The sequence below is a fragment of the Pandoraea sputorum genome (assembly GCF_000814845.2).
Taxonomy (GTDB): domain Bacteria; phylum Pseudomonadota; class Gammaproteobacteria; order Burkholderiales; family Burkholderiaceae; genus Pandoraea; species Pandoraea sputorum.
This window is the reverse complement of sequence record NZ_CP010431.2, coordinates 4,240,734-4,261,766: the sequence shown is the minus strand read 5'-3', so window position 1 is coordinate 4,261,766 and position 21,033 is coordinate 4,240,734. Positions and strand designations below refer to the sequence as shown.

The following is a 21,033-nucleotide window of genomic DNA, read 5'->3' as shown; positions in this document are numbered from 1 at the left end:
GACCAGCTCAAATTTTTGATGTTTAATTTTTAATACGTTGTTTTAATAAATAAAACAACAAGGATTCGTGAGCTTCGATGGCAGCGATTTCGACCGGTCAGCGGTCATGCGAACGCGGAAAAAATTTTTGATGGTGACGCCAGAAAACAACAAGGCTGAAGTCGCGAACCGCACAACGGATTCGTCGGCAGGCATTTGCGTGTCGCGCAGCAAAGCGTGCGTCGTCATGCGTCCGGCTAGGGGGCGGCGGACTTGTCCCGCGTGTCATTACCTATCGTGTTCGACTCGCCGCACAGCGGCGTCGTCATGCCGGACGACTTCCACACGTCGGTGCCGCATGAGGCGCTCCTTACCGGCTGGGACGCCTTCGTCGACGAGCTTTGGGCATGTGTACCGCGCCACGGCGGCACGCTGATCGCCGCGAACTTTCCGCGCATGTACATCGACGCCAATCGAGCCGTGACCGACATCGACGCCGATATGCTCGACGCGCCCTGGCCCGGCCCGATTGCGCCGGAGAAGTACTCGGCGCGCGGCATGGGGCTGCTGCGCCGCTACGCCTTGCCGGGCATGCCGATGTACGACCGGAAGCTGACGGTGGCCGAGGTGCGTCATCGCATCGACGCGTATTACCAGCCGTACCGTCAGGCGCTGATCGATGCGGCGCAGGACGCTTATGCGCGTCATGGCGCGTTGTGGCACGTCGACTGTCATTCGATGAAGTCGCGCGGTAACGCCATGAATGTGGACGACGGTGCGGCACGCCCCGACATGGTCGTGAGCGACCGGCTGGGCACGACGTCCGATCCCGTGTTCACGCAGTGGGTCGCCGACCAGTTGCGCGAACTGGGTTATCGGGTGCAGGTCAATACGCCATATCAGGGAGGCGATCTGCTCACGGCGGTGAGCGATCCGGCCCTTCGCCGTTCGAGCCTGCAAATCGAAATCAATCGCGCGTTGTACATGGACGAGGCGCGCTTTGTGAAGCACGCAGGATTTGATACGCTCGGGCGCCATCTGGAAACGTTCACGGCTGCGCTCGCCCGGTGGGTCCGCTCGCAGTCAAGCCCGAAGGAAATCCCATGAACTACATCGTCGATTCCGTCGACAGCGCCCTGAAATTGCTCTCGCTCGTCGCGGAGCATCCGGGGCTTGGCGTGACCGAGTTGTCCAACCGCCTGGGCATTAATAAGTCACGCACCTATCGCATGCTGTGCACGCTGGAGCACAACCGCTTCGTGCTGCAGGACGAGCGTACGACGACCTACGCGCTCGGCCCGCAGGCGTTCGTGATCGGGGTGGCTGCGTCGCAGCAGAACATTCTTGTGCGAGCGGCGCAGAAGCACATGCTGACGCTCAATCAGGCGATCAACGAGACCGTCGTGCTGCGCGTGCCCGAAGGGTTGGAAACGGTGTGCGTCGCACGTTGCGAGACCACGCATCAGGTGCGCTCGGTCGGCTCGGTCGGTAATCGTCGGCCGCTCAGCTCGGGAGCGTCGGGCAAATTGCTGCTCGCGTTTTCGCAGGACGCCATTCGCAACGAGTTTTTTGCCCGGATGAAGCACGTGCCGGTTGCGGCCGACGCGATGGCATTCGCGGATGAACTCTCGGCCGTCGCCCGCAAGGGCTATGCGATGAGTGCGGGCGAAGTCACGAGTGGCGCCGTCGCCATTGCGGTGCCGGTGCGCGACGTGTCAGGTGAGGTTGTGGCAGCCCTCTCGATTTCCGGACCCGAAGCGCGCATCAGCCGTATCGAGATCCCGGACTATCTGGAGCGTTTGCAGGCGTGCAGCCGTCAGATTTCCGCTGAACTGGGTTACACGGGCGGCGCTGGCGCACCGGCCCCGTTCCAGGCGCAAGCCAATAAGGTGGCGTAGTCGGCTGCCTCAGGCGCGGTGCGACGTCATTTCACGAATACAACAAGAGACAACAGGCAGGACAGACATGACAGCACTCGCGCCGACGCCCGTCGACGGGCACTCCGCATCCTCACAATCCGAATTGCCGGACCCGCCCGCGGGGCCTACCGAGAAGCCGCACGGCAAGATGTTGCACCCCGTCGTCATGATGCTGTGGGTGCTCGTGATGGCAGTGGCGATGACGTGGTGGGTCGATGCCGGACGCTTCGAGCGCGACGGCAAGCTCGTGGTGCCGGGCACCTACGAGGTGGTGCCGAAGACGCACGACATCGGCATGCTGATCGCGCCCAAAGCCACACACAGCACGCCCGAACAGGCGCAACCGGCGAACGTCGTTTCCGCGTTTCTTTCGGTGCCGCAAGGACTGGTGAAGAACGCACCGCTCATCTTCATGGTGATGTTCGTCGGCGGCATGTTCGGCGTGATGCGCAGGACGGGGGCCATCGACGCTGGCATCGACCGGCTCTTGCAACTCACGTCCGGCAACATGTACGTGCTCGCGCCGCTGCTGATGGTGCTGATCGCGCTGGGCAGCACGCTGCTCGGGTTCATCTCCGAGTATCTCGTCGTCATTCCGATGGTGATGGTGCTTACGCGCCGACTTGGACTGTCGAATCTGTTTGCCGTCGCGCTCGTGGCGATTGCGGCAAAGATCGGTTACATCGCGTCGGTGACGAACCCGCTGGCGCTGGCCGTGGCGCAGCCGCTCGTCGGCTTGCCACTGTTTTCCGGGATTGGTTTGCGTATCGCGGTGTTCGTGGTTTTTCTGGCACTGGGCATCGCGTACTTCCTGTGGCACGTGTATCGCAGTGAGTACCGGCTAAGCGAGGCACGCGCGCAGATGGCGACGGTGGCGCATCTGCATGCGCGGTTGTCGGGGCGTCACAAGGCGACGTTGCTTGTGCTGGCTGTGGCGGCTGCGATGCTCGTCTACGGCACGCGCGAACTGAAGTGGGGCAATCTGGAGTTGTCGGCATTTTACGTGCTGACGAGTCTTGTGACGGCTGTCGTCGGTCGTCTCGATTCACGCACGGCAGCGGACGCGTTCGTCGAGGGACTCAAGGGCATGATGCTCGCCGGGTTGCTCATCGGGCTCGCGGCGTCCGTCGAGATCATCCTGCATGGCAGCTACGTGCTCGATACGCTGATCAATGACTTCACGCGCACGGTGCGTGGACAGTCGGCAGTGGCGGTGGCCAACGGGCTGATGGGCGTGCAGATGGCGCTCGACGTCTTTATTCCGTCGGTGTCGGGCAAGGCGGCGGTGAGCATGCCGATCATCGGACCGATTGCGCAGCTTTCGGGCGTCAGTCCGCAAACGTCGGTGCTGGCGTTCCTGCTCGGTGGCGGACTGACGAACATGATTACCCCGACCTCGGGCATGCTGCTCGCCTATCTTGCCACGGCACGCGTGGGGTTCGGTCAGTGGATCAAGTTCATCCTGCCGTTGTTCATCGTGCTGCTGTTGCTCTCGGGCGGTGCACTCGCGTTTGCGGTGTTGACGGGGTACTGAACGGCTTGCGTAGGGCTTTGCGAAAAGCCCGGCAATTTCCGATTTTCGTTTCAAAGGAACGGGCCTGTCGGAAGCCTGCCGTATGCGCCTCACGCCGTAGTTTCAAGCCGGAGGCGTACGGCTTTACGTCTCCCAGAGCAAATGCTCTCGTCGCACACGTTAGTGTGTCCAGTACGCTCATGACTTCTTCAACCCCTCGGTGATGGTGCCGCGCGCGAACACTTCGCTGCGGAGTCCGCCGAGTCCAGCGAGTCATGAAATGAGCGAAATACGTCCGGAAAAATCGCCTCTCCTTGAGCAATATCTCGAGCGCGTAGACGCCTTGCTACAAGACGCGACGCGGTGGTGCCGGCAACACAAGCTGGAGGTCGAAACCCGACTTCAGTTTTTGAGCGAGGAACGAGAGGGGAGGTACGAAGCGCCTGCCTTGTACATTTCAAAAGACGGCAAGCTGCTGGCCAAACTCGTTCCGAGAGCGTCGGACGCCATCGCGGCAGATGGCCTTGTGGATATCGTTGGTTCGTACACATTCCACAATCTGGTGTTCTACGGAGAGTACGACCCCGGGTTCAAATCAGCGACGATTGTTATTCGCCGACCCGGGAATCCGCTGAGAGCGCGGCTCGTACGAAGAGTGGAAGAGGACGGATGGTATTGGATCGAGTCGAGGGTGCGCCGCGCGGTGCTGCTCGATGAAGCGTTATTCATGGATTTGCTTGCAGACGTTTGTGGCCATGACATTCAATAATCCACTGGAGGTCGTCTACAAGGCATATCGCGTCTCGCATGAGAGTCTTGTCGTTGTGGAGCACATTGCGCGTGAGCATTTCGATGAGGTACTCATGCCGCGGGCTGGACTCTTAAATGCTGCGCGCGATGACGTTGAAACTGCCTTGGTTGACGCGGAAAAGCAAGCAGCTGATCTCGCGGTTTTCGCGCTTTTCGCCACGTTTGAACGATACGTCATCGAACGGTTGCAGACGGCAAATGAATTGCTGGCATCTGGACATCCCTCGGGATATTCGAGCAAGCTTGCCGAGAAGTTCAAGTCAGAAGTCGAGTACTGGCGATTCGACGAGATTCTCGACCTATTCAAACCGGAGTTGGACGCAAATCTGATCGGTCGCGCGAAGCAGATCAAAAGATACCGAGATTGGATCGCGCACAGGAACACCAACAAGGAACTACCTGCCCAGGTGTCCCCGGATACCGTGTTTGAAGTGCTAAGCAAAATCGTAAGCGAAATCAGTCAGACGCACGATATTCCGGGCAAGGCCGATCGCGGAATGGTCGCTCCTGCGCAGAACCGGATCAACGTTTGCCGCGACCACTTGCCGTTTTACCGGCGGGCCTAAGCAAATTCGCGACGGAGTCTTTTGCCGGTTTGCTGCGTGCCTTTTGTCCGCTGAACGGGTTGCCGCTGGCGGGCTTCGGGCTGTTGCCCGTCGACGCCGGGCGTTGTGTCGCGGGTTTGCGCTTCTTCTCGCCGTGTTGCGGCGCCGCCTTCTTGCCGGACGCGGGTTGCTTGCCGAGCTCGCCTTGCGGAAGGCTCTGCACCTTCGGCTTCTTCGGCTTTTTCGGCTTCTTGATGATTTGCCCCGTCGCGCTGGTCTCCGGCACACGGTGCTCGGCTTCGAAGCCGGGTTCTTCCTCGCGACGCAGTGTTTGCTGGATCAGTGCTTCGATGGCGGCCAGTTGTGGCGCTTCGTCGGCGCACACGAGCGATACGGCCACGCCGCTCGCCCCCGCGCGACCGGTGCGGCCGATTCGGTGCACGTAGTCCTGCGCCACGATCGGCAGATCGACGTTGATGACGAGCGGCAGGTCGTCGATGTCCAGCCCGCGCGCGGCGACGTCGGTCGCCACCAGCATCTGCACTTCCCCTGTCTTGAAGCGCTCCAGCGCACGCAGTCGTGCTGGCTGCGGCTTGTCGCCGTGGATGGTGTCGACCGAATAGCCCGCTTCGTCCAGAACGCCCGCCAGATAGTCCACGCCATTGCGCGTCTTCACGAACACCAGTGCATGTTTCCAGTCATTCTCGGCGACCAGATGCATGAAGAGATCCGGCTTGTTACGCTTGTCTACCGGGATGACCCACTGCTTGATCTTGCTGGCCGTGGCGTTGCGCGGACTCACGCTGATATCGACCGGCTCGCGCAGAATGTTCGCGGCCATTGTGCGAATGTCGTCGGTAAACGTCGCGGAGAACAACAGTGTCTGACGCTGGGCCGGGAGCGCCGCGAATACCGCGTTGAGTTCGCGTGCGAAGCCGAGATCCAACATGCGATCGGCTTCGTCGAGCACCAGTGTCTGCACCTGATCGAACTGCACGGCGTTCTGACGATTAAGGTCCAGCAGACGACCCGGTGTTGCCACCAGCACATCCACGCCCTTGCGCAGTTTCATCATTTGCGGATTGATACTCACGCCGCCGTAGGCTGCAAGAAATCGCAAGCCAAGCCCCTTGCCGTACGCGACGAAGCTTTGCAGCACTTGTTCCGCCAGTTCGCGCGTGGGCACCAGCACCAGCACGCGCGCCCGGTTGCTGGCCACTTGCGGTCCGAGTTGCACGAGACGCTGCAACAGCGGCAGTGCGAAACCCGCCGTCTTGCCCGTACCGGTCTGCGCGGCCGCCATGACGTCCTTGCCCGCGAGGACGGCAGGAATCGCCTTCGCCTGCACCGGCGTCGGTGTCTCGTAGTTGAGATCCTGCAAATTGCGCAGCAACGGATCGATCAGACCCAGCGAGTCAAAAGACATGGACGTATTCCGGACGAAAACCCCAATTTTAACGGTTACCGGGCCCAGGACTTTGCATCCGTCGCGCGACCGTTCGACGGGACCCGATACCGGACTTCATTGTCACGCGCGGTAATATCCCGCGATGGACTCCCTCATTGCCGCTTCGGCCCGCGCGCTGGCGTCGGGCGATCCGCTCGGCGCACTGCGTCGTGTGGCGCTTCGCGATGACCCGCCGGCCCTCGCGCTGCGTGGGATTGCGATGGCGCAGCTCGGGGATTTCGCTCGCGCCCGGGATCTGCTAAAACGCGCTGCACGTGGCTTCGGCACGCATGAGTCGGTCGCCCGCGCACGGTGTGTCGTTGCGGATGCCGAGGTCGCGCTCGCCATGAGAGACCTCGGAGGCACCCACCGGTCGCTCCAGGCCGCCGCATCGCTGCTTGCCGAACGCGCCGATTTCCCCAACGCTATGCTCGCGCGGCTGATCGTCGCGCGGCGTCTGTTGCTGCTGGGCAAACTCGATGCCGCAGCACTGGCCCTCCAAGAGGCGCCGTTGCCCCATGTCCCCGCACGACTGACGGCCGTCCATGCATTGACGTCGGCAGAACTTGCCTTACGAACGCTACGCATCGCCGACGCTCAGATCGCGCTCGACCAGGCACAGACCGCGGCGGCAACGGCCGACGTTCCGGCGCTGAGCGCCGAAGTTCGGAGTCTTCGCGAGACGATGGGGCGTCCGGCGGCGAGACGGTGGCATCGCGATGGCGAGCAGATGCTGTCGCTCGCGGAGGCCGCCACACTGCTGCACTCGGACACCCTCGTGGTCGATGCCTGCCGTCGAGGCATCGGGACAGGCAACGTGTGGCGTCCGCTGGCCAGACGGCCGGTGCTGTTCACGCTTGCGCTGCATCTGGCGCGTGCGTGGCCAGGGGATATCGACAGAGAGACGTTGATTGCCGAGGCGTTCCGCCTGCATCGCCCCGACGAGACGCATCGGGCGCGCCTGCGTGTCGAAATCGGACGCTTGCGCACTGTGCTCAAAGGTATCGCAGAGATCGATGCAACATCGCGCGGCTTTGCCTTGCGCTCTCTCGACGCTCATCTGGGCACTCACGCAAGCGAGCGAGCCACGACAGCCGCCGATCCTGAAAGCGCCAGACCTGCCGTCACCGTCCTGCTACCGCCCATCGACGGCGAGCGCGCCTCGCTCATCGCGTTGCTCGCAGACGGCGCGGCGTGGTCGACGTCGGCGCTCGCACTCGCATTGAACGCGAGCCAGCGCTCGGTCCAGCGCGCACTCGGCGAACTCGAGGCGCAAGGGCGCGTGCGTGCCGTGGGCCTCGCGCGGGCGCGGCGCTGGATCGCACCGCCGCTCACCGAATTCACGACAATTTTGTTACTCCCTGCCGGATGGTCGTTTGGCTAGAGTGGACTTGCACGCCGAACGTGGCGTAACAACCGGAGCCTGACATGACGAGCACACCGCAACGAAACTCCCGCACGGCCGCCGTGAGCGCAGCCGACATCATCAGCGAATATGGTCCTTTCCCTGGCATTGAGCGCATTCATGGCGTGACGTTCGACGGACAGCAGGTATGGGCCGCGACAGGGGAGGCGCTCGTCGCGTTCGACCCCGCGAACGGCAAGGTCAGCCGCACCGTCGATGCCCCTAGCGATGCAGGCACCGCCTTCGACGGCAAGCATCTGTACCAGATCGCAGAGTCGCGCATCGATAAGATCGAACCGTCTACCGGGCGCGTGGTGCACTCGATTCCTGCACCGGCAGATCGCGGCAGTAATTCCGGTTTGACGTGGGCCGAAGGCAGTTTGTGGGTCGGACAGTATCGGGACCGACGCATTCTGCAAGTCGACCCGACCGATGGACGCGTGCTGCGCACCATCGAGTCCGATCGCTTCGTGACCGGCGTGACGTGGGCGAACGACGAACTGTGGCACGGCACGTGGGAGAACGACGAGAGCGAGCTGCGTCAGATCGATGCCGTCAGCGGCGAAGTCCTGACGCGCGTCCAGATGCCGGACGGTCTTGTCGTGAGCGGGCTGGAGTACGACGGTAACGGCACGTTCTACTGTGGCGGTGCTGCCAGCGGTAAGGTGCGCGCCGTGCGTTACCCGAAGGGCTCGAACCGCTAAGGACGCCCGAATCCCGTGGCCGTCCGGACGGGACGGCCGTCATAGCAGCCAGGCTATCGGCCCCGATAGCCTGGCTTAATCGTATAGATTTCAATAATCAATTTCTATCTATCGATAGCATTCGGCATACTGGCAACACTTTCCACCCCGTCCAAGAGACTACGACATGCCGATCATCAACACCCAGATCAAGCCGTTCAAAGCCAACGCCTACCAAAACGGCGACTTCATCACCGTGACCGACGAAACCCTGAAGGGCAAGTGGTCGGTGGTGGTGTTCTACCCGGCCGACTTCACCTTCGTGTGCCCGACCGAACTTGGCGATCTGGCCGACCATTACGAAGAATTCAAGAAGCTGGGCGTTGAGATCTACAGCGTGTCGACCGACACCCACTTCACGCACAAGGCCTGGCACGACACGTCGAACACGATCCAGAAGATCCAGTACCCGATGGTGGCCGACCCGACGCTGGCGATCTCGCGCAACTTCGACGTGCTGATCGAAGAAGAAGGTCTGGCGCTGCGTGGCACGTTCGTGATCAACCCCGAAGGTGAGATCAAGCTGTGCGAAATCCATGACAACGGCATTGGCCGCGACGCCAAGGAACTGCTGCGCAAGGTGCAGGCCGCTCAGTACATCGCCGCGCACCCGGGCGAAGTCTGCCCCGCCAAGTGGACGCCGGGCGCAGAAACGCTGAGCCCGTCGCTCGACCTGATCGGCAAGATCTAAGCACCACCCAGAGTTTCACCGGTAGTACCGCAGCAAGCGCCGCTCTTGTCACGGAGCGGCGTTACCTGCCGGCGCGCGGGTCCCCCTAAAGCCCGCTGCGCCGGCACCCAACCCCGAATTCCCGACGCTTACCTGCGCCAGCCCCCGGCCGACGCGGTGGACCTCGCTCACCCTATCGAGACGGAAAAACAGCCATGTTGGACGCGAACCTCAAAGCCCAGTTGCAAACGTATCTCCAGAAAGTCACGCGCCCCATCGAAATCGCCGTGTGGCTCGACGATAGCCCCAAGTCTGCAGAAATGAAGGCGCTGGTCGAAGAGATCGCCCCGCTGTCGGACAAGATCGCCGTCGTAGCTCGCACCGATGCCGACGAGCGTCGGCCGTCGTTCGCGATCGGCACGCCGGGCGAGGCACCGCGTATTCGTTTTGCCGGGTTGCCGATGGGCCATGAGTTCACGTCGCTGGTGCTGGCATTGCTGCAAGTCGGCGGTCACCCGCTCAAGCTCGACGACGACACCATCGAACAGGTTCGCGCGCTCGATGGCGACTTCCGCTTCGAGACGTATATTTCGCTGTCGTGCCAGAACTGCCCGGAGGTCGTGCAGGCGCTGAATGTGATGGCGCTGATCAACCCGCGTATCCAGCAAGTCACCATTGACGGTGCGCTGTTCCAGAGCGAAGTGGAAGCGCGTCAGGTGATGGCTGTGCCGACGGTGTTCCTCAACGGTGAATCGTTCACGCAAGGCCGTACCAGCGTGAAGGAACTGCTGGCGAAGCTCGACACGGGCGCGACGGCGCGTGCAGCGAAGGCGCTGGAAAACAAGCCGGTCTACGACATGCTGATCGTGGGCGGCGGCCCGGCAGGCGCGGCGGCCGCGATTTACGCTGCTCGCAAGGGCATTGCGACGGGTGTCGTCGCTGAGCGTTTCGGCGGTCAGGTGCTCGACACGATGGCCATCGAGAACTTCGTCTCCGTCACGCACACGGAAGGGCCGAAGTTCGCCACTGCGCTCGAACAGCACGTGAAGACGTACGACGTCGACGTGATCGACACGCAACGTGCCGAAGCGCTCATCCCGGGCAAGATTCACGAAGTGCATCTGGCCAGCGGCGCGGTGCTCAAGGCGCGCGCCGTGGTGCTGGCCACCGGTGCACGCTGGCGCGAAATCGGCGCGCCGGGCGAGCGCGAATACCGCAATCGCGGCGTGGCCTACTGCCCGCACTGTGACGGCCCGCTCTTCAAGGGCAAGCGCGTTGCGGTCGTTGGCGGTGGTAACTCGGGCGTAGAAGCCGCCATCGATCTGGCGGGCATCGTCAAGGACGTCACGCTGATCGAATACGGTACCCAGTTGCGCGCCGACGAGGTGCTCCAGCGCAAGCTGCGCAGCCTGCCCAACGTACGTGTGCTGATGAATGCGCAAACGACCGAGATCGTCGGTGACGGTCAGAAGGTGAACGGCCTGACCTACCTCAACCGGGCCACGGGCGAGCGTTCGACGATTGCGCTCGAAGGAGTGTTCGTCCAGATCGGTCTGGTGCCGAACACCGAATGGCTCAAGGGCACGGTGTCGCTCTCGCGTCATGGAGAGATCGAAGTCGATGCCAAGGGCACGACCTCGGTGCCGGGCGTGTTCGCCGCAGGCGATGTGACGACGGTGCCGTTCAAGCAAATCGTGATCGCCGTCGGAGAAGGTGCGAAGGCGTCGCTCGGCGCGTTCGAACACCTGATGCTCAGCTCGGTCGACGACGAAGTGGACGCCGAGCGGAACGAAGCCGCTGTGGCCTGAACGCCCATCGCGTCAATGCCGTTGCCATGAAATAAGCCGCCCTCGGGCGGCTTATTTTTATGGGGCGCACGCGTGATCGACGTCATGCGTCGATGCGCTCGACGCTCACTCCCCCCGCACTGGAGACGGTGCCCGTGACGCGCAACGCCGGGTCCAGCCAGTCGGTCATCGCCCAGACGCCATGCGCCACGCGACGTTGCCAGGCACGCAGAGGCGCTTCGCTCATCGGCAGGGCCGACAGGTCGATGCCGCTCATCTCGTCCAGCGTTGTGCCGCCGACTTTGATCAGGCTCTCTTTGCGCGTCCAGAGACGCAACCAGGCCAGTGCGCGTGGCGACGGTGCATGATGCGTGCAAGCAAAGCTGGCGAACGCGCCGAGGCGCTTGCGCTCACGCTCGTTCAGACCAGGGAGGTCGGCGTCCGGGGCAAGTGCTTCGTCCCAGTGTTCGACGTCGATGCCGACAGGCGCGATCGCGCACGCCGCAGCGACCGCGCCCCGGGTGTGGCTCAGACTTACATGCAAGCCCGGATGCGCGGGCAGACGTGGGCGCCCATGCGCGCCGCCACATTGCTCGCAACGCTGCACGAGCACATACGTGCGCGCAGCGGGGCCGGGCGTGTCCGGACGGCCGGTAATGCGCGCCGCAGCGACCCGCGCCAGAATGTGCGCCGCAACATAATCCTCCCGATCGGACGGTTGGGAAAACGCGTCCGCCCGCCTGCGTTCGTCCGGGCTCAGATGCGCGGCCCATCCCCTGAAGCGGGCCAATACGTCTGCCGAAGCCCCGTAAAGCGCCAGTCCCGTGCCCGCTTGCACGTCGTTCTTGTCGTTGTTCATCGTGTGCCGTGCGCCTGTGGGTGGCGAAGACAAATGACGGACTCCAAGCAATTTGGATGCCATATCGAAAGCCACGTGTTTCATCCATGCGCTGCTACTTTTGGCGCTGCGTCACGTGCGCAGACACCTGTCGCAGGCTGCGACAGGTGTCGCAGCTTCGGACAGCTGTTTGCGCAGGTGTGCGATGTTGAACACGCGTTCCGACCGCCATGTCGCGCGTCGCCATGGGCACGATCATCCGTCGTATTCCGAGCAGACATGCGGGTTACGTGAGGGGGGCTTAGCTCAGCGAGGCGATTTGAATGAAATGCCGACGTCGCAGACAAAGCAATGGATCGAAACTTGCATAGAGAAGACGACTTACCGGTGTCGACCGACAGACGCCGGGCCTACGACCACTTCACAGGAGTTCGACAATGCTGCCAACACGCCGGTTGGGGAAACGGGGGCTGGAAGTCCCCGCCATTGGACTGGGTTGCATGGGCATGCACTATGCCTATGGGCCTTCCGACGAAGCTGAATCGGTTCGCGTGCTGGAACGGGCGATAGCGCTCGGCTGCAACTTCTTCGATACGGCGGAAGTGTATGGCCCGTTCGAAAACGAGCGTTTTCTCGGTCGTGTCCTCAAGGGCCGTCGCGACAAGGCGATCATTGCGACGAAGTTCGGATTTCGCTTCGAAAACGGAGCAGTCACGGGGGCCGACAGCCGACCCGAGCATATCCGGGAAGTGGTCGACGCCAGTCTGTCGCGACTCGGCACGGACTACATCGATCTGCTGTATCAGCACCGCGTCGATCCCAATGTGCCGATCGAAGACGTGGCGGGCGCCGTCGGCGAACTCGTCAAGTCGGGCAAGGTGCGTTACTTCGGGCTTTCGGAAGCCAGCGAGCGTACCATCCGTCGCGCGCATGCCGTGCATCCGGTCAGTGCGTTGCAAAGCGAATACTCGCTCTGGCATCGCGATATCGAAGCGTCGATTCTGCCCTGTCTGCGCGAGCTGGGCATCGGACTCGTGCCGTTCGGACCGCTCGGACGTGGCTTTTTGACGGGGACCGCGCGGCGCGCCGAAGAGTTTCCGGAAGGCGACTCGCGTCGCACGTCGGACCCGCGTCTGCAAGGCGAGCATTTCGACGCCAACGTGAAGCTGGCGCAGACGCTCGCGGGCTATGCGGCGCAAATCGGCGTGACGCCCGCACAACTGGCACTCGCCTGGCTGCTCTCTCGCGGCGACGACATCGTGCCGATTCCGGGCACGCGCCGTATTAACCGTCTTGAGGAAAACCTTGCGGCGGCGAATGTGCATCTCGACCCGGGCATGGTGCGCGTGCTCGAAGCGCATTTCGGCGCGAACGCGACTTCCGGGAACCGCTACAAGCCGACCGCCATGATGGCGTTGCTGGCGGATCCGGCGTAGCGGTGTAGCGGTGTAGCGATGTAAGGGGATTAAAGTGAATTGAAGCGAACGATGGACGAAGGGCGCGAAGCGTACGATGCCCCATCGTCCGATCGTTCGCTTCTTGCGTCGATATCAGCGATCCGGTCCGAGCAGCACGTCGCTGCCCATATCGCGCACATGAGGAATATGCAGTTCACGCAGTTTGCGATAGAGCGACGTGCGGCAAATGCCGAGTTCGCGTGACGCGGCGGAGATATTCCAGCGTCGCGACGATAGCACTCGAATAATGATCTCGCGCTCGCCGTTGGCGATGGCCGATAGCGACGCGAGCGGTGCGATCTGGATGTTGCCTGCGGGCCCGGACGCCACGCAAGCGCCCGGCGAGACGGCCGCTGGCATCGCCGGTGCAATAGCGGGAGCCATTGCACTTTGCAGCAGATTCGCAGGCAGGTCGGACACACGGATCGTGTCGCCGCTCCTGACCGCACACGCGTACTGAACGGCCGCACGCATCTGACGCAGATTGCCCGGCCACGCATACGACAGCAGTAGCTCACGCGTCTCGCGATCGAGCGATTCGAAACTGGCATTGCCGTGAGACTCGGCGACGATCATCGCATCGAGCAGCCAGGCGCGGTCCTGGCGCAGACGCAGTGGCGGCAGATGCACGATGCCGACGGCCACACGGTAATAGAGGTCTTCGCGAAACGCCCCCGTCTGCACGCGGGATTCGAGATTCTGGTGCGTCGCACAAATGAGTTGCAGGTCGACGGGAACCGGGGCGGATGCGCCAATGGGCGTGACCTCCCGCTCGGAGAGTACGCGCAGCAAACGTGTCTGCTGGGCGAAAGGCATATCGCCGATTTCGTCGAGGAACAACGTGCCGCCATCGGCCTGTACGACCTTGCCCTTCATGCCGGTGTTGAGGGCGCCGGAGAAAGCGCCGCGTTGGTATCCGAACAGTTCGCTTTCGATGAGGTTTTCGGGAATCGAGCCGCAGTTGACCGACACCATGTTCGCCTGACGGCGTGCGCTGTAGTCATGCAGAGCGCGTGAGAGGTACTCCTTTCCGGTACCGGTTTCTCCGAGAATCAGAATGGGAAGCTGGCGATCGATGAGCAGTCTGGCACGCGCGAGGGTGGCCAGCATGGTGGGATCGCTGCCGCAGAGCCGGTCAAGCGTTGGCCGGGAGGAGTACTGAAAGTTTGCGTTTGAACGGTCCAGCGGATCGTGGGCGTACATAGCGTCTCTCATTGACTTTATTGGAATTGGCGGGCGCTGCGTTTGGCGGCGCGGTATCGCATCATGGCGAATGCCGTTGGGGGGTGCTCCATAAAGCAAGACCAAGCATAGTTCGATTCGCGAGCGGTCTCCAATACCATATGATGCGATGACTGATACCGGTTCGCTATGAATAGAAACCGATGTTCTTTTAAGGGGGGAAGGCTCCATGGAACTGAGGCAACTTCGCTATTTCGTAGTACTGGCTGAAACACTCCACTTCGGGCGCGCAGCGAATTTGCTGCACATTTCACAACCGCCTTTGTCGCGACAGATCGCGATGCTCGAAGAGGAGTTGGGGGTCGTGTTGTTTCAACGCACACAGCGCAGCGTGGCGCTCACTGCGGCAGGACAGCGTTTCTATCGAGACGCACGCTCCGTGCTTGCTACGCTCGATCAGGCGCGCTCCCACGCACGCGCGGCTGAAGTCGGTGACTCAGGCATGCTGTGCGCCGGTTTCATGTTCGCGGTCGCATGCAGCGTGCTTCCCGTGCTTACGCGCGCTTTTGCTGCGGCGTTTCCGCGTATCGAGGTCAAACTCAAAGAATCGATTCCGACAGACCTCGCCGCCGAACTTCGCTGCGGCAAGGTGGACGTAGGCATCATGTATTCCTCCGATGCGTCGGTCGAACTATGCACGGAAACCATCTTCCGCGAACCGCTGGTGGCGGCGCTGCCTGCGGGTCATCGGCTAGCAGCGCGCTCAGCCATTTCGGTAGCCGAACTGCGTGACGATCCCTTCATCATTTCGCCGCGCGAAGCGTCGCCATTCATCCACAACACCATCACCGACCACTGTCGTCAGGCGGGCTTTTCACCGCGTGTCCGACTGGAGACGAACTTCCAGCAGACGATCGTGAATCTGGTCGGACAGCGCCTCGGGGTCGCGCTGGTGCACAGCTCGATGCGCAGCACGCGCGCAGAGAACGTTCAGTTCGTGCCGTTGCTGCACGCGCCGCATATCGATGTGGCGTTGGTATGGAGTGCGACTAGCAGTAACCCGTGCGTACAGCGTTTTGTGCAGACGGCGCAGAACATCGGACTGTTCGAGCCGTCGGACGCGGCACTTCAGGTCTGCGCCTGAAGTGCCGCTGTCGGTGTAGCTGAACCTAGGAGACGGTGAGGCTGGTTTCGCGGGTTTCTGTCTTGCGAAGCCGCGCCTCGATAGCCTGCGCCAGGCGTGCAATCCCGGTTTCGATCTGTGAGGGTGTGGCGGTCGTGAACGTCAGGCGCATCGTGTTCGCTTTAGGCGAGACGGCATGGAACGACGCGCCCGGAACGAACGCCACGCCGCGCGCCAACGCATCTTCGAACAGACTCGCGCCGTCGATGTCGGGCGGCAGCGTCACCCATAGAAACATACCGCCTGCCGGGCGTGTCCAGCTCACGCCCTCGGGCATATGCTCGGAGAGGCACTTGAGCATAAGCGCACATTGCGCCCGATACCGCAGACGAATGGCTTCGAGGTGCGTGTCGTACTCGCCGTCGGTGAGCAGGGCATGCGCCAGCCGCTGGGTGATGCCGGTCGTGTGCAGGTCGCTCGCCTGCTTCGCCTGCAACAGCTTGATCATGAGTTCTTCCGGCGCGACGACATATCCCACGCGCAGGCCCGGTGCAATGACCTTCGAGAACGAGCCGAGATGCACGACATTGTCGGGCGCCATCGACAGTAGTGAAGGCGGAGTCACGCCGGTGTAGACGAGTTCGCCGTAAGGGTCGTCCTCCACGATCGGTAAGCCATGGCGGATGGCCAGCGACGCCAGGGCCATGCGCCGGTCGAGGGGGAGCGTGCGTCCCGTGGGATTCTGGAAGTTCGGTTGCGTATAGAGCATGCGCGCATTGCGCATCGACGTCTCGTTGAGCCGTTCGGGCAACAGACCTGCAGCATCTGTCGAGACTTCTTCGAACACGGGTTCGTATTGCGCGAGCGCCTGCACCGCGCCGAGATAGGTCGGCGTCTCGATCAGCACACGCGAGCCGGGATCGACGAGCACGCGTGCGACGAGGTCGAGCGCCTGCTGTGAGCCGGTCGTGATGAGCACTTGAGACGGACTGACTGCTGCGCCCTGCCGAGTCAGCCGTGCGGCGATGGCCTCACGTAGCGGCAGGTAGCCCTCGGACGGCCCGTATTGCAGCGCCCCGACGGCGTCGCGTCGCAAGATCCGGTCGACCGACGCCTGAAGCCGTTCGACCGGCAACGCATAGGGCGAGGGCAGGCCGCCCGCGAACGAGATGATGTCAGGCCGCTCGGCGACCTTGAGCAGTTCACGCAGCGCCGACGGCTGCATGCGTTGCGCGCGCGCCGCGAGTTGCCAGCGGCCGGCGGGCGGGAGATGTCTGTCCATTGTGCGGTCCGCAACGAAGAAGTGGGACGCCCTCACGACGCAAGCCGCGAGGGCGCAAAGCCATCAATGCCATCGATGACATCGATGTCGGGCAACGCGTGCTTTACTCGTTGAACATCTTGCGCAGGTTACCCATCGCCATCTTCAGGAAGCCGACGGCGAAGTCGTCGAACGCAGGCTGGTCCTTCGGGTTGCCGGAGCGCGCTTCACCGACGATGCGATACGTCGCCGTACACGCCTTGTCGCCACGCGGCACCACTTCCATCGACGCCCACATGTTGCCGATGTCGAACGTCGTGTAAATCAGCGTCCAGCTCATGGTCATGGCGTCGTCGTCGCGCGTGTTGAGTTGCTCGACGACGAGATCGCCACCCGTGAAGTGCTTGTGACGCAGCGAGCGCGGGCCGGTCGCCGTGCCGGTCATCTGAATGTATTCGAGACCGGTCACGAAACGGTTGTAGCCGTCGAAGCGGCCAACGATGTTCCACACATCGCGTGCAGACGCATTCAGGTCGGCCACCCCGGCGTGCACAGTCGTCGTGAGGTTGTGGATCAGCGTGTCGGGTTGCAGTTCGGTGCGGACTTTTTGCAGCATGATGAACTCCTCGATGATGAAAATGGACTGCGCGAAAAAAGGTGCAACAAATGACTGAGAGACTCCACACGCCGATCAGGCGACGGAGGCCGTCTCCTTCTCGTCGGACTTACCCGACTTACCCGCCTGACTCGTCTGATTCGCCTTGCTCGCCTTAGGATCGGTACGCCGGGCACTGCTGCCACCCGGCTCGGGCAGGAAACCGCTTTCGATCAGATAGCCGAAGTGATGCATGAGCAGGGCGTCGTCCTTACGCGGATACGCCAGCCCCAGACGCGCGAGTGCTTGCGCCGTCTGCTGGTGCGCAATGCGCGCCATGTCGCCGATGTCCTCCTGACTGTCATCCAGATAGAACGCGACCACATCGAACAATGCGTTGGTCTCGTCGATGGAGGTCAGGCGATTGCGCCAGTCCGCCGGTTCTTCGAGGGCGAGCGAATAACCGCATCGGGCGAGTGCGCCGAGGTAGTCTTCCCACGTCAGCGGTTGCGGGTTCTGGAGGTGGAAGACGCGCAACTCGCGCTGGGGGTCGGTCGTGCAGCGGACCATCGCGCGCGCCAGGAAGTCGACCGGGGTGAAGTCGAAATCCGTATCCCCGGCAGGGGCTGCGCCCAGTTGCAGCGAGCCTTTGACGAGCAGCAGGATCCGGTTACGCGTCGGCTGACACAGCCCCGTGCCGGACACCCCGGTGATGTTGCCCGGGCGCAGAATGGTGGCGTCGACGCCGCGCTCGGCGGCCTCCCACACCAGATGCTCCGCGACCCATTTCGTCACGTTGTAGCCGTTGTTCACGAAGGCGGGCGCGTTGCGGGCAGGACCCTCCTCAAGAACGTGACCGTCGGCGTTCACAGCACTCGCGGCGGACAACGTCGAGACGAAGTGCATCGACTTGTTGCGGAACTCGCAGGCGAGGCGCAACAGTTCGAGCGTTGCGCCGACGTTCGCGTCGTACAGATACGGATAGTCGTAGACGTGATTGACGTGTGCTCCGTTGTGATAGATCGCATCGATGTCGTGCGCCAGCGTTCGCCACGTTTCCGGCGATACACCGAGTCGCGGTTTCGCCAGATCGCCGAGCACAACTTTCAGACGCGGATGGCCTGCGAGCGCAGCCAGTCCATTGGCCTGCAATGCCTGCGCGAGACGCGCTTCGCCTTCCTTCTGACTCGCCGCGCGCACCATGCAATGGATCGTGGCGGACGTTTGCGCGATCAGCTCGGCCGCGATGAAGGTGCCGAGGAAGCCGTTCGCACCCGTGAGCAGAATCGCGCTTGCGCCGTCTGCAATGGGGCGCAGACCGTCGACCGGACGAATGTCGTCGGGCAGCACCATGTCGTCGAAGACACGCTGCGGAATGCGTTCGCCCTTGTTGACGTCGTCGTTCGAGAGCAGCGACGCCAGCGCACCGATGGTCGGACGCTCCATGAAGCGGGCGAGCGGTGCATTGCCGCCGAACTCCTTTTTGACTGCCAGCATGAGCCGCGAGACCAGCAGCGAGTGGCCGCCCAGGTTGAAGAACGAATCGTCGCGGCCGATTTCGAACGGCTCTAGATCGAGCAGCCGTGCCCACAGGGCACGCAGATTCGTTTCCGTCTCGGTGAGCGGTGCCTGCGCGGTGTCGTCTTCCGTGCGGGCGCGCTGCGCCGGAATGCGGCCAAGCGCGTTGCGGTCGATCTTGCCGTTGTTGGTGGCAGGCAGCGCGTCGAGCACGACGATTTCGTAAGGCACCATGTAGTCCGGCAGACGGGCAACGAGCAGGTCGCGCAGCGTGTCGCCTGTCACGGATGCCGCCAGTGGGCGGGCGACGAAGCCACGAATGCGCTTGCGGTCGTCGACCACGCATGCGCACTGACCGAACTGGCCGGTGGCGAGCGCGGCCGATTCGATCTCGCCGAGTTCGACGCGAAAGCCTCGAATCTTGACCTGCGCGTCACGGCGTCCGACGAAGTGCAGTGCGCCGTACTCGTCCCACTGTACGATGTCGCCCGTGCGATACAGCAGTTCGTCGTGCGCCGACGGCCACTGACCATCCGGATCGGCAAACGGGTTGGGGACGAAGCTGCGCTCTGTCAGATCGGGACGATGCAGATAGCCATCCGCCACACCGGCACCGGCCACGCACAGTTCGCCCGCCTCACCCGTGCGCGCCGGCTCGCCGGTCTCCGTGAGCACGTAGCAGCGCACGTTCGCGAGCGGCCGCCCGATCAACCGGTTGCTGTCGCCCGCCTTCAGGCGCGCGACGGTGACGAATACCGTGCATTCCGCCGGGCCGAAGATGTTGTGAAACTCACGGCCCTGACTCCAGCGGGCAATCGTCTCGGGAAAACAGACGTCACCGCCGGTCAGCAGATGCCGCAGCGCAGGCCACTGCGCATCCGGCATCACGCCGAGCAGCGCGGGCGGCAGGAAAGCGTGCGTGACAGCTTCGCGCTCGATGAGCGCGCTCAGATCGTCGAGCGCGTGTCGCTGGGCTTCGGTCGGGATCACCAGCATCGCTCCGGCGAGGAACGTCGGGAAAATGTCGAGCAGCGAGACGTCGAACGCCACCGTGCAGAACTGCAATGCGCGCGAGCTGGCGTCTAACCCGATGTAGTCGCGATACGAGTGGCAGAAGTGCACGATGTTGCGGTGCGTGAGCATGACGCCCTTGGGTACGCCCGTCGAACCGGAGGTGAAGATCGTGATGGCGCAGCGGCTCGCGCGGTCGGGAAGTCGCGACACGGGCCACGCCGTCACGCCGATGTTCACGTCCGCCACATTGAGCGAGCGCAGACGAATGATTCTGACGTTCAGCCCGTCAAGCGCGCTCGCGTCGAAATCGTCATCGGTGATCAGGCACGTCGCACGGCTCTGTTCGACGATCTGGCGCACGCGTTCCGCAGGAAACGACGGGTCGAGCGGCGCATAGGCCGCACCCGCGCCAATCGCACCGAGGATCGCGGTGTACAGCAGTCGCGACTTGGGCAGCCGTACCGCAACGACCTGCGGCGTGCGATCGTCGGGCGATTGCACGGGCAGCATCGCGGCGATGTCGAGGGCGAGCTTCATCGATGCGGCGACGAAGGTGCGGTAGTTGACGTCGCCGTTGGCATCGCGCAGCGCGACGGCCGACGGAGTCTCGAGCGCGCGCCGAGAAATCATTTCAGGCAGCGACGGCTCCAACGCCATCTCGCGTGCCGTCTCGTTCGTCGCATGCCAGCCGGACAGGCGCTGCAAGTCGAGCACCACGCTCCCTGGCGCGGCCTCTGCCACGGGACGCGATGCGAGTCCATCGGTGGTCAGCACGTCGCGACCGAGCTGGCTGACGATGTCGACAAGCATAGCTTCGGCTTCAGCATCGATCTGCGCGACCATGTCCGCGCCGCAGCGCAGGCTCTCGAACGCGCAGACCGTGGTAGCGACGTCAACGTTGCCACGCGGGCCATGCCACTGCCACGCGAGGGTGGACGTGACCGGCGGGAGTGCCGGGGCGCTGGCGCGAAACGTCATGATGTGCGTGGCGGCGCAGGCGGTTTCCGGAGCGGCATCGCCGCAGTCGATACGCCACTCGACGCGCTGAGGACCACTGTCCGGCGTAGGCAGGCTCGCGCCCAGCTGCACCGCTGCTTCGGTCAGCGGGCCGCTGCTGTACGACAACGGCACCACGTCGTGCCCCATGTCGTGGAGCGCGGCGAACAGACGTGCGCCGAGGCGGTTGTTGCCCGCGATGGCGAAGGAAATCGCTCTCATGACTCGTTC

The 21,033-nt window shown here is 63.0% G+C and carries 17 protein-coding genes; 11 read left to right on the top strand and 6 right to left on the bottom strand.

Features of this window, described 5'->3' with window-relative positions; genetic code table 11:
- Positions 1 to 252: 252 nt before the first annotated feature.
- From NA29_RS18750 to NA29_RS18730, 5 genes are all read left to right on the top strand, one after another.
- Positions 253 to 1,086 carry an N-formylglutamate amidohydrolase gene (locus NA29_RS18750; protein ID WP_072633327.1) on the top strand — a complete coding sequence of 278 codons (834 nt, stop codon included), beginning with the start codon at positions 253 to 255 and terminating at the stop codon, positions 1,084 to 1,086.
- Positions 1,083 to 1,877: an IclR family transcriptional regulator gene (locus NA29_RS18745; protein ID WP_052253053.1), complete on the top strand. Its 795-nt coding sequence runs from the start codon at positions 1,083 to 1,085 to the stop codon at positions 1,875 to 1,877. Before NA29_RS18750 ends, NA29_RS18745 begins: the two co-directional genes overlap by 4 nt.
- 67 nt (positions 1,878 to 1,944) lie before the next feature.
- On the top strand, positions 1,945 to 3,432 hold the full coding sequence (locus NA29_RS18740; protein ID WP_052253052.1) for a YfcC family protein: 1,488 nt from the start codon (positions 1,945 to 1,947) through the stop codon (positions 3,430 to 3,432).
- A gap of 259 nt (positions 3,433 to 3,691) precedes the next feature.
- Entirely contained in the window at positions 3,692 to 4,180 is a 489-nt protein-coding gene (locus tag NA29_RS18735) for a hypothetical protein (protein ID WP_039400427.1), read from the top strand.
- A complete protein-coding gene (locus tag NA29_RS18730; RefSeq protein WP_167370905.1) occupies positions 4,125 to 4,787 on the top strand; it encodes a hypothetical protein in 663 nt (220 codons plus the stop codon). The genes NA29_RS18735 and NA29_RS18730 overlap by 56 nt, the downstream gene beginning before the upstream one ends.
- On the opposite strand, the gene NA29_RS18725 is transcribed toward NA29_RS18730, so the two are convergent.
- A complete protein-coding gene (locus NA29_RS18725; protein ID WP_039400422.1) occupies positions 4,744 to 6,192 on the bottom strand; it encodes a DEAD/DEAH box helicase in 1,449 nt (482 codons plus the stop codon). The genes NA29_RS18730 and NA29_RS18725 overlap by 44 nt on opposite strands.
- A 124-nt stretch (positions 6,193 to 6,316) precedes the next feature.
- On the opposite strand from NA29_RS18725, the gene NA29_RS18720 reads away from it, so the two are divergent.
- From NA29_RS18720 to ahpF, 4 genes are all read left to right on the top strand, one after another.
- Positions 6,317 to 7,597: a hypothetical protein gene (locus NA29_RS18720; RefSeq protein ID WP_039400418.1), complete on the top strand. Its 1,281-nt coding sequence runs from the start codon at positions 6,317 to 6,319 to the stop codon at positions 7,595 to 7,597.
- A 44-nt stretch (positions 7,598 to 7,641) separates the two neighbouring features.
- Positions 7,642 to 8,322 carry a Vgb family protein gene (locus NA29_RS18715; protein ID WP_052253051.1) on the top strand — a complete coding sequence of 227 codons (681 nt, stop codon included), beginning with the start codon at positions 7,642 to 7,644 and terminating at the stop codon, positions 8,320 to 8,322.
- 166 nt (positions 8,323 to 8,488) lie between these two features.
- Positions 8,489 to 9,052, top strand: a complete 564-nt coding sequence (gene ahpC / locus NA29_RS18710) for an alkyl hydroperoxide reductase subunit C (protein ID WP_039400416.1) — start codon at positions 8,489 to 8,491, stop codon at positions 9,050 to 9,052.
- A 194-nt stretch (positions 9,053 to 9,246) separates the two neighbouring features.
- On the top strand, positions 9,247 to 10,839 hold the full coding sequence (gene ahpF / locus NA29_RS18705; protein ID WP_039400414.1) for an alkyl hydroperoxide reductase subunit F: 1,593 nt from the start codon (positions 9,247 to 9,249) through the stop codon (positions 10,837 to 10,839).
- A gap of 82 nt (positions 10,840 to 10,921) precedes the next feature.
- On the opposite strand, the gene NA29_RS18700 is transcribed toward ahpF, so the two are convergent.
- Positions 10,922 to 11,677, bottom strand: a complete 756-nt coding sequence (locus NA29_RS18700; protein ID WP_052253050.1) for a 4'-phosphopantetheinyl transferase family protein — start codon at positions 11,675 to 11,677, stop codon at positions 10,922 to 10,924.
- 416 nt (positions 11,678 to 12,093) lie between these two features.
- Between NA29_RS18700 and NA29_RS18695 the strand changes: the two genes are divergently transcribed.
- Complete coding sequence (locus tag NA29_RS18695) at positions 12,094 to 13,092, top strand: aldo/keto reductase (protein WP_039400412.1); 999 nt, start codon at positions 12,094 to 12,096, stop codon at positions 13,090 to 13,092.
- A gap of 114 nt (positions 13,093 to 13,206) precedes the next feature.
- Here NA29_RS18695 and NA29_RS18690 read toward each other — a convergent pair whose 3' ends face one another.
- On the bottom strand, positions 13,207 to 14,223 hold the full coding sequence (locus NA29_RS18690; RefSeq protein WP_231965082.1) for a sigma-54-dependent Fis family transcriptional regulator: 1,017 nt from the start codon (positions 14,221 to 14,223) through the stop codon (positions 13,207 to 13,209).
- Between the two features lie 301 nt (positions 14,224 to 14,524).
- On the opposite strand from NA29_RS18690, the gene NA29_RS18685 reads away from it, so the two are divergent.
- On the top strand, positions 14,525 to 15,439 hold the full coding sequence (locus NA29_RS18685; protein ID WP_039400407.1) for a LysR family transcriptional regulator: 915 nt from the start codon (positions 14,525 to 14,527) through the stop codon (positions 15,437 to 15,439).
- A 25-nt stretch (positions 15,440 to 15,464) separates the two neighbouring features.
- Here the strand turns inward: NA29_RS18685 and NA29_RS18680 are convergent, their stop codons facing one another.
- From NA29_RS18680 to NA29_RS18670, 3 genes are all read right to left on the bottom strand, one after another.
- On the bottom strand, positions 15,465 to 16,700 hold the full coding sequence (locus NA29_RS18680) for an aminotransferase-like domain-containing protein (RefSeq protein ID WP_052253049.1): 1,236 nt from the start codon (positions 16,698 to 16,700) through the stop codon (positions 15,465 to 15,467).
- Between the two features lie 103 nt (positions 16,701 to 16,803).
- Positions 16,804 to 17,295, bottom strand: a complete 492-nt coding sequence (locus tag NA29_RS18675) for an SRPBCC family protein (RefSeq protein WP_039400405.1) — start codon at positions 17,293 to 17,295, stop codon at positions 16,804 to 16,806.
- A 75-nt stretch (positions 17,296 to 17,370) separates the two neighbouring features.
- Positions 17,371 to 21,024 (bottom strand): amino acid adenylation domain-containing protein, encoded by a 3,654-nt coding sequence (locus NA29_RS18670; RefSeq protein WP_039400402.1) that lies wholly within the window; start codon positions 21,022 to 21,024, stop codon positions 17,371 to 17,373.
- Positions 21,025 to 21,033: the final 9 nt, after the last annotated feature.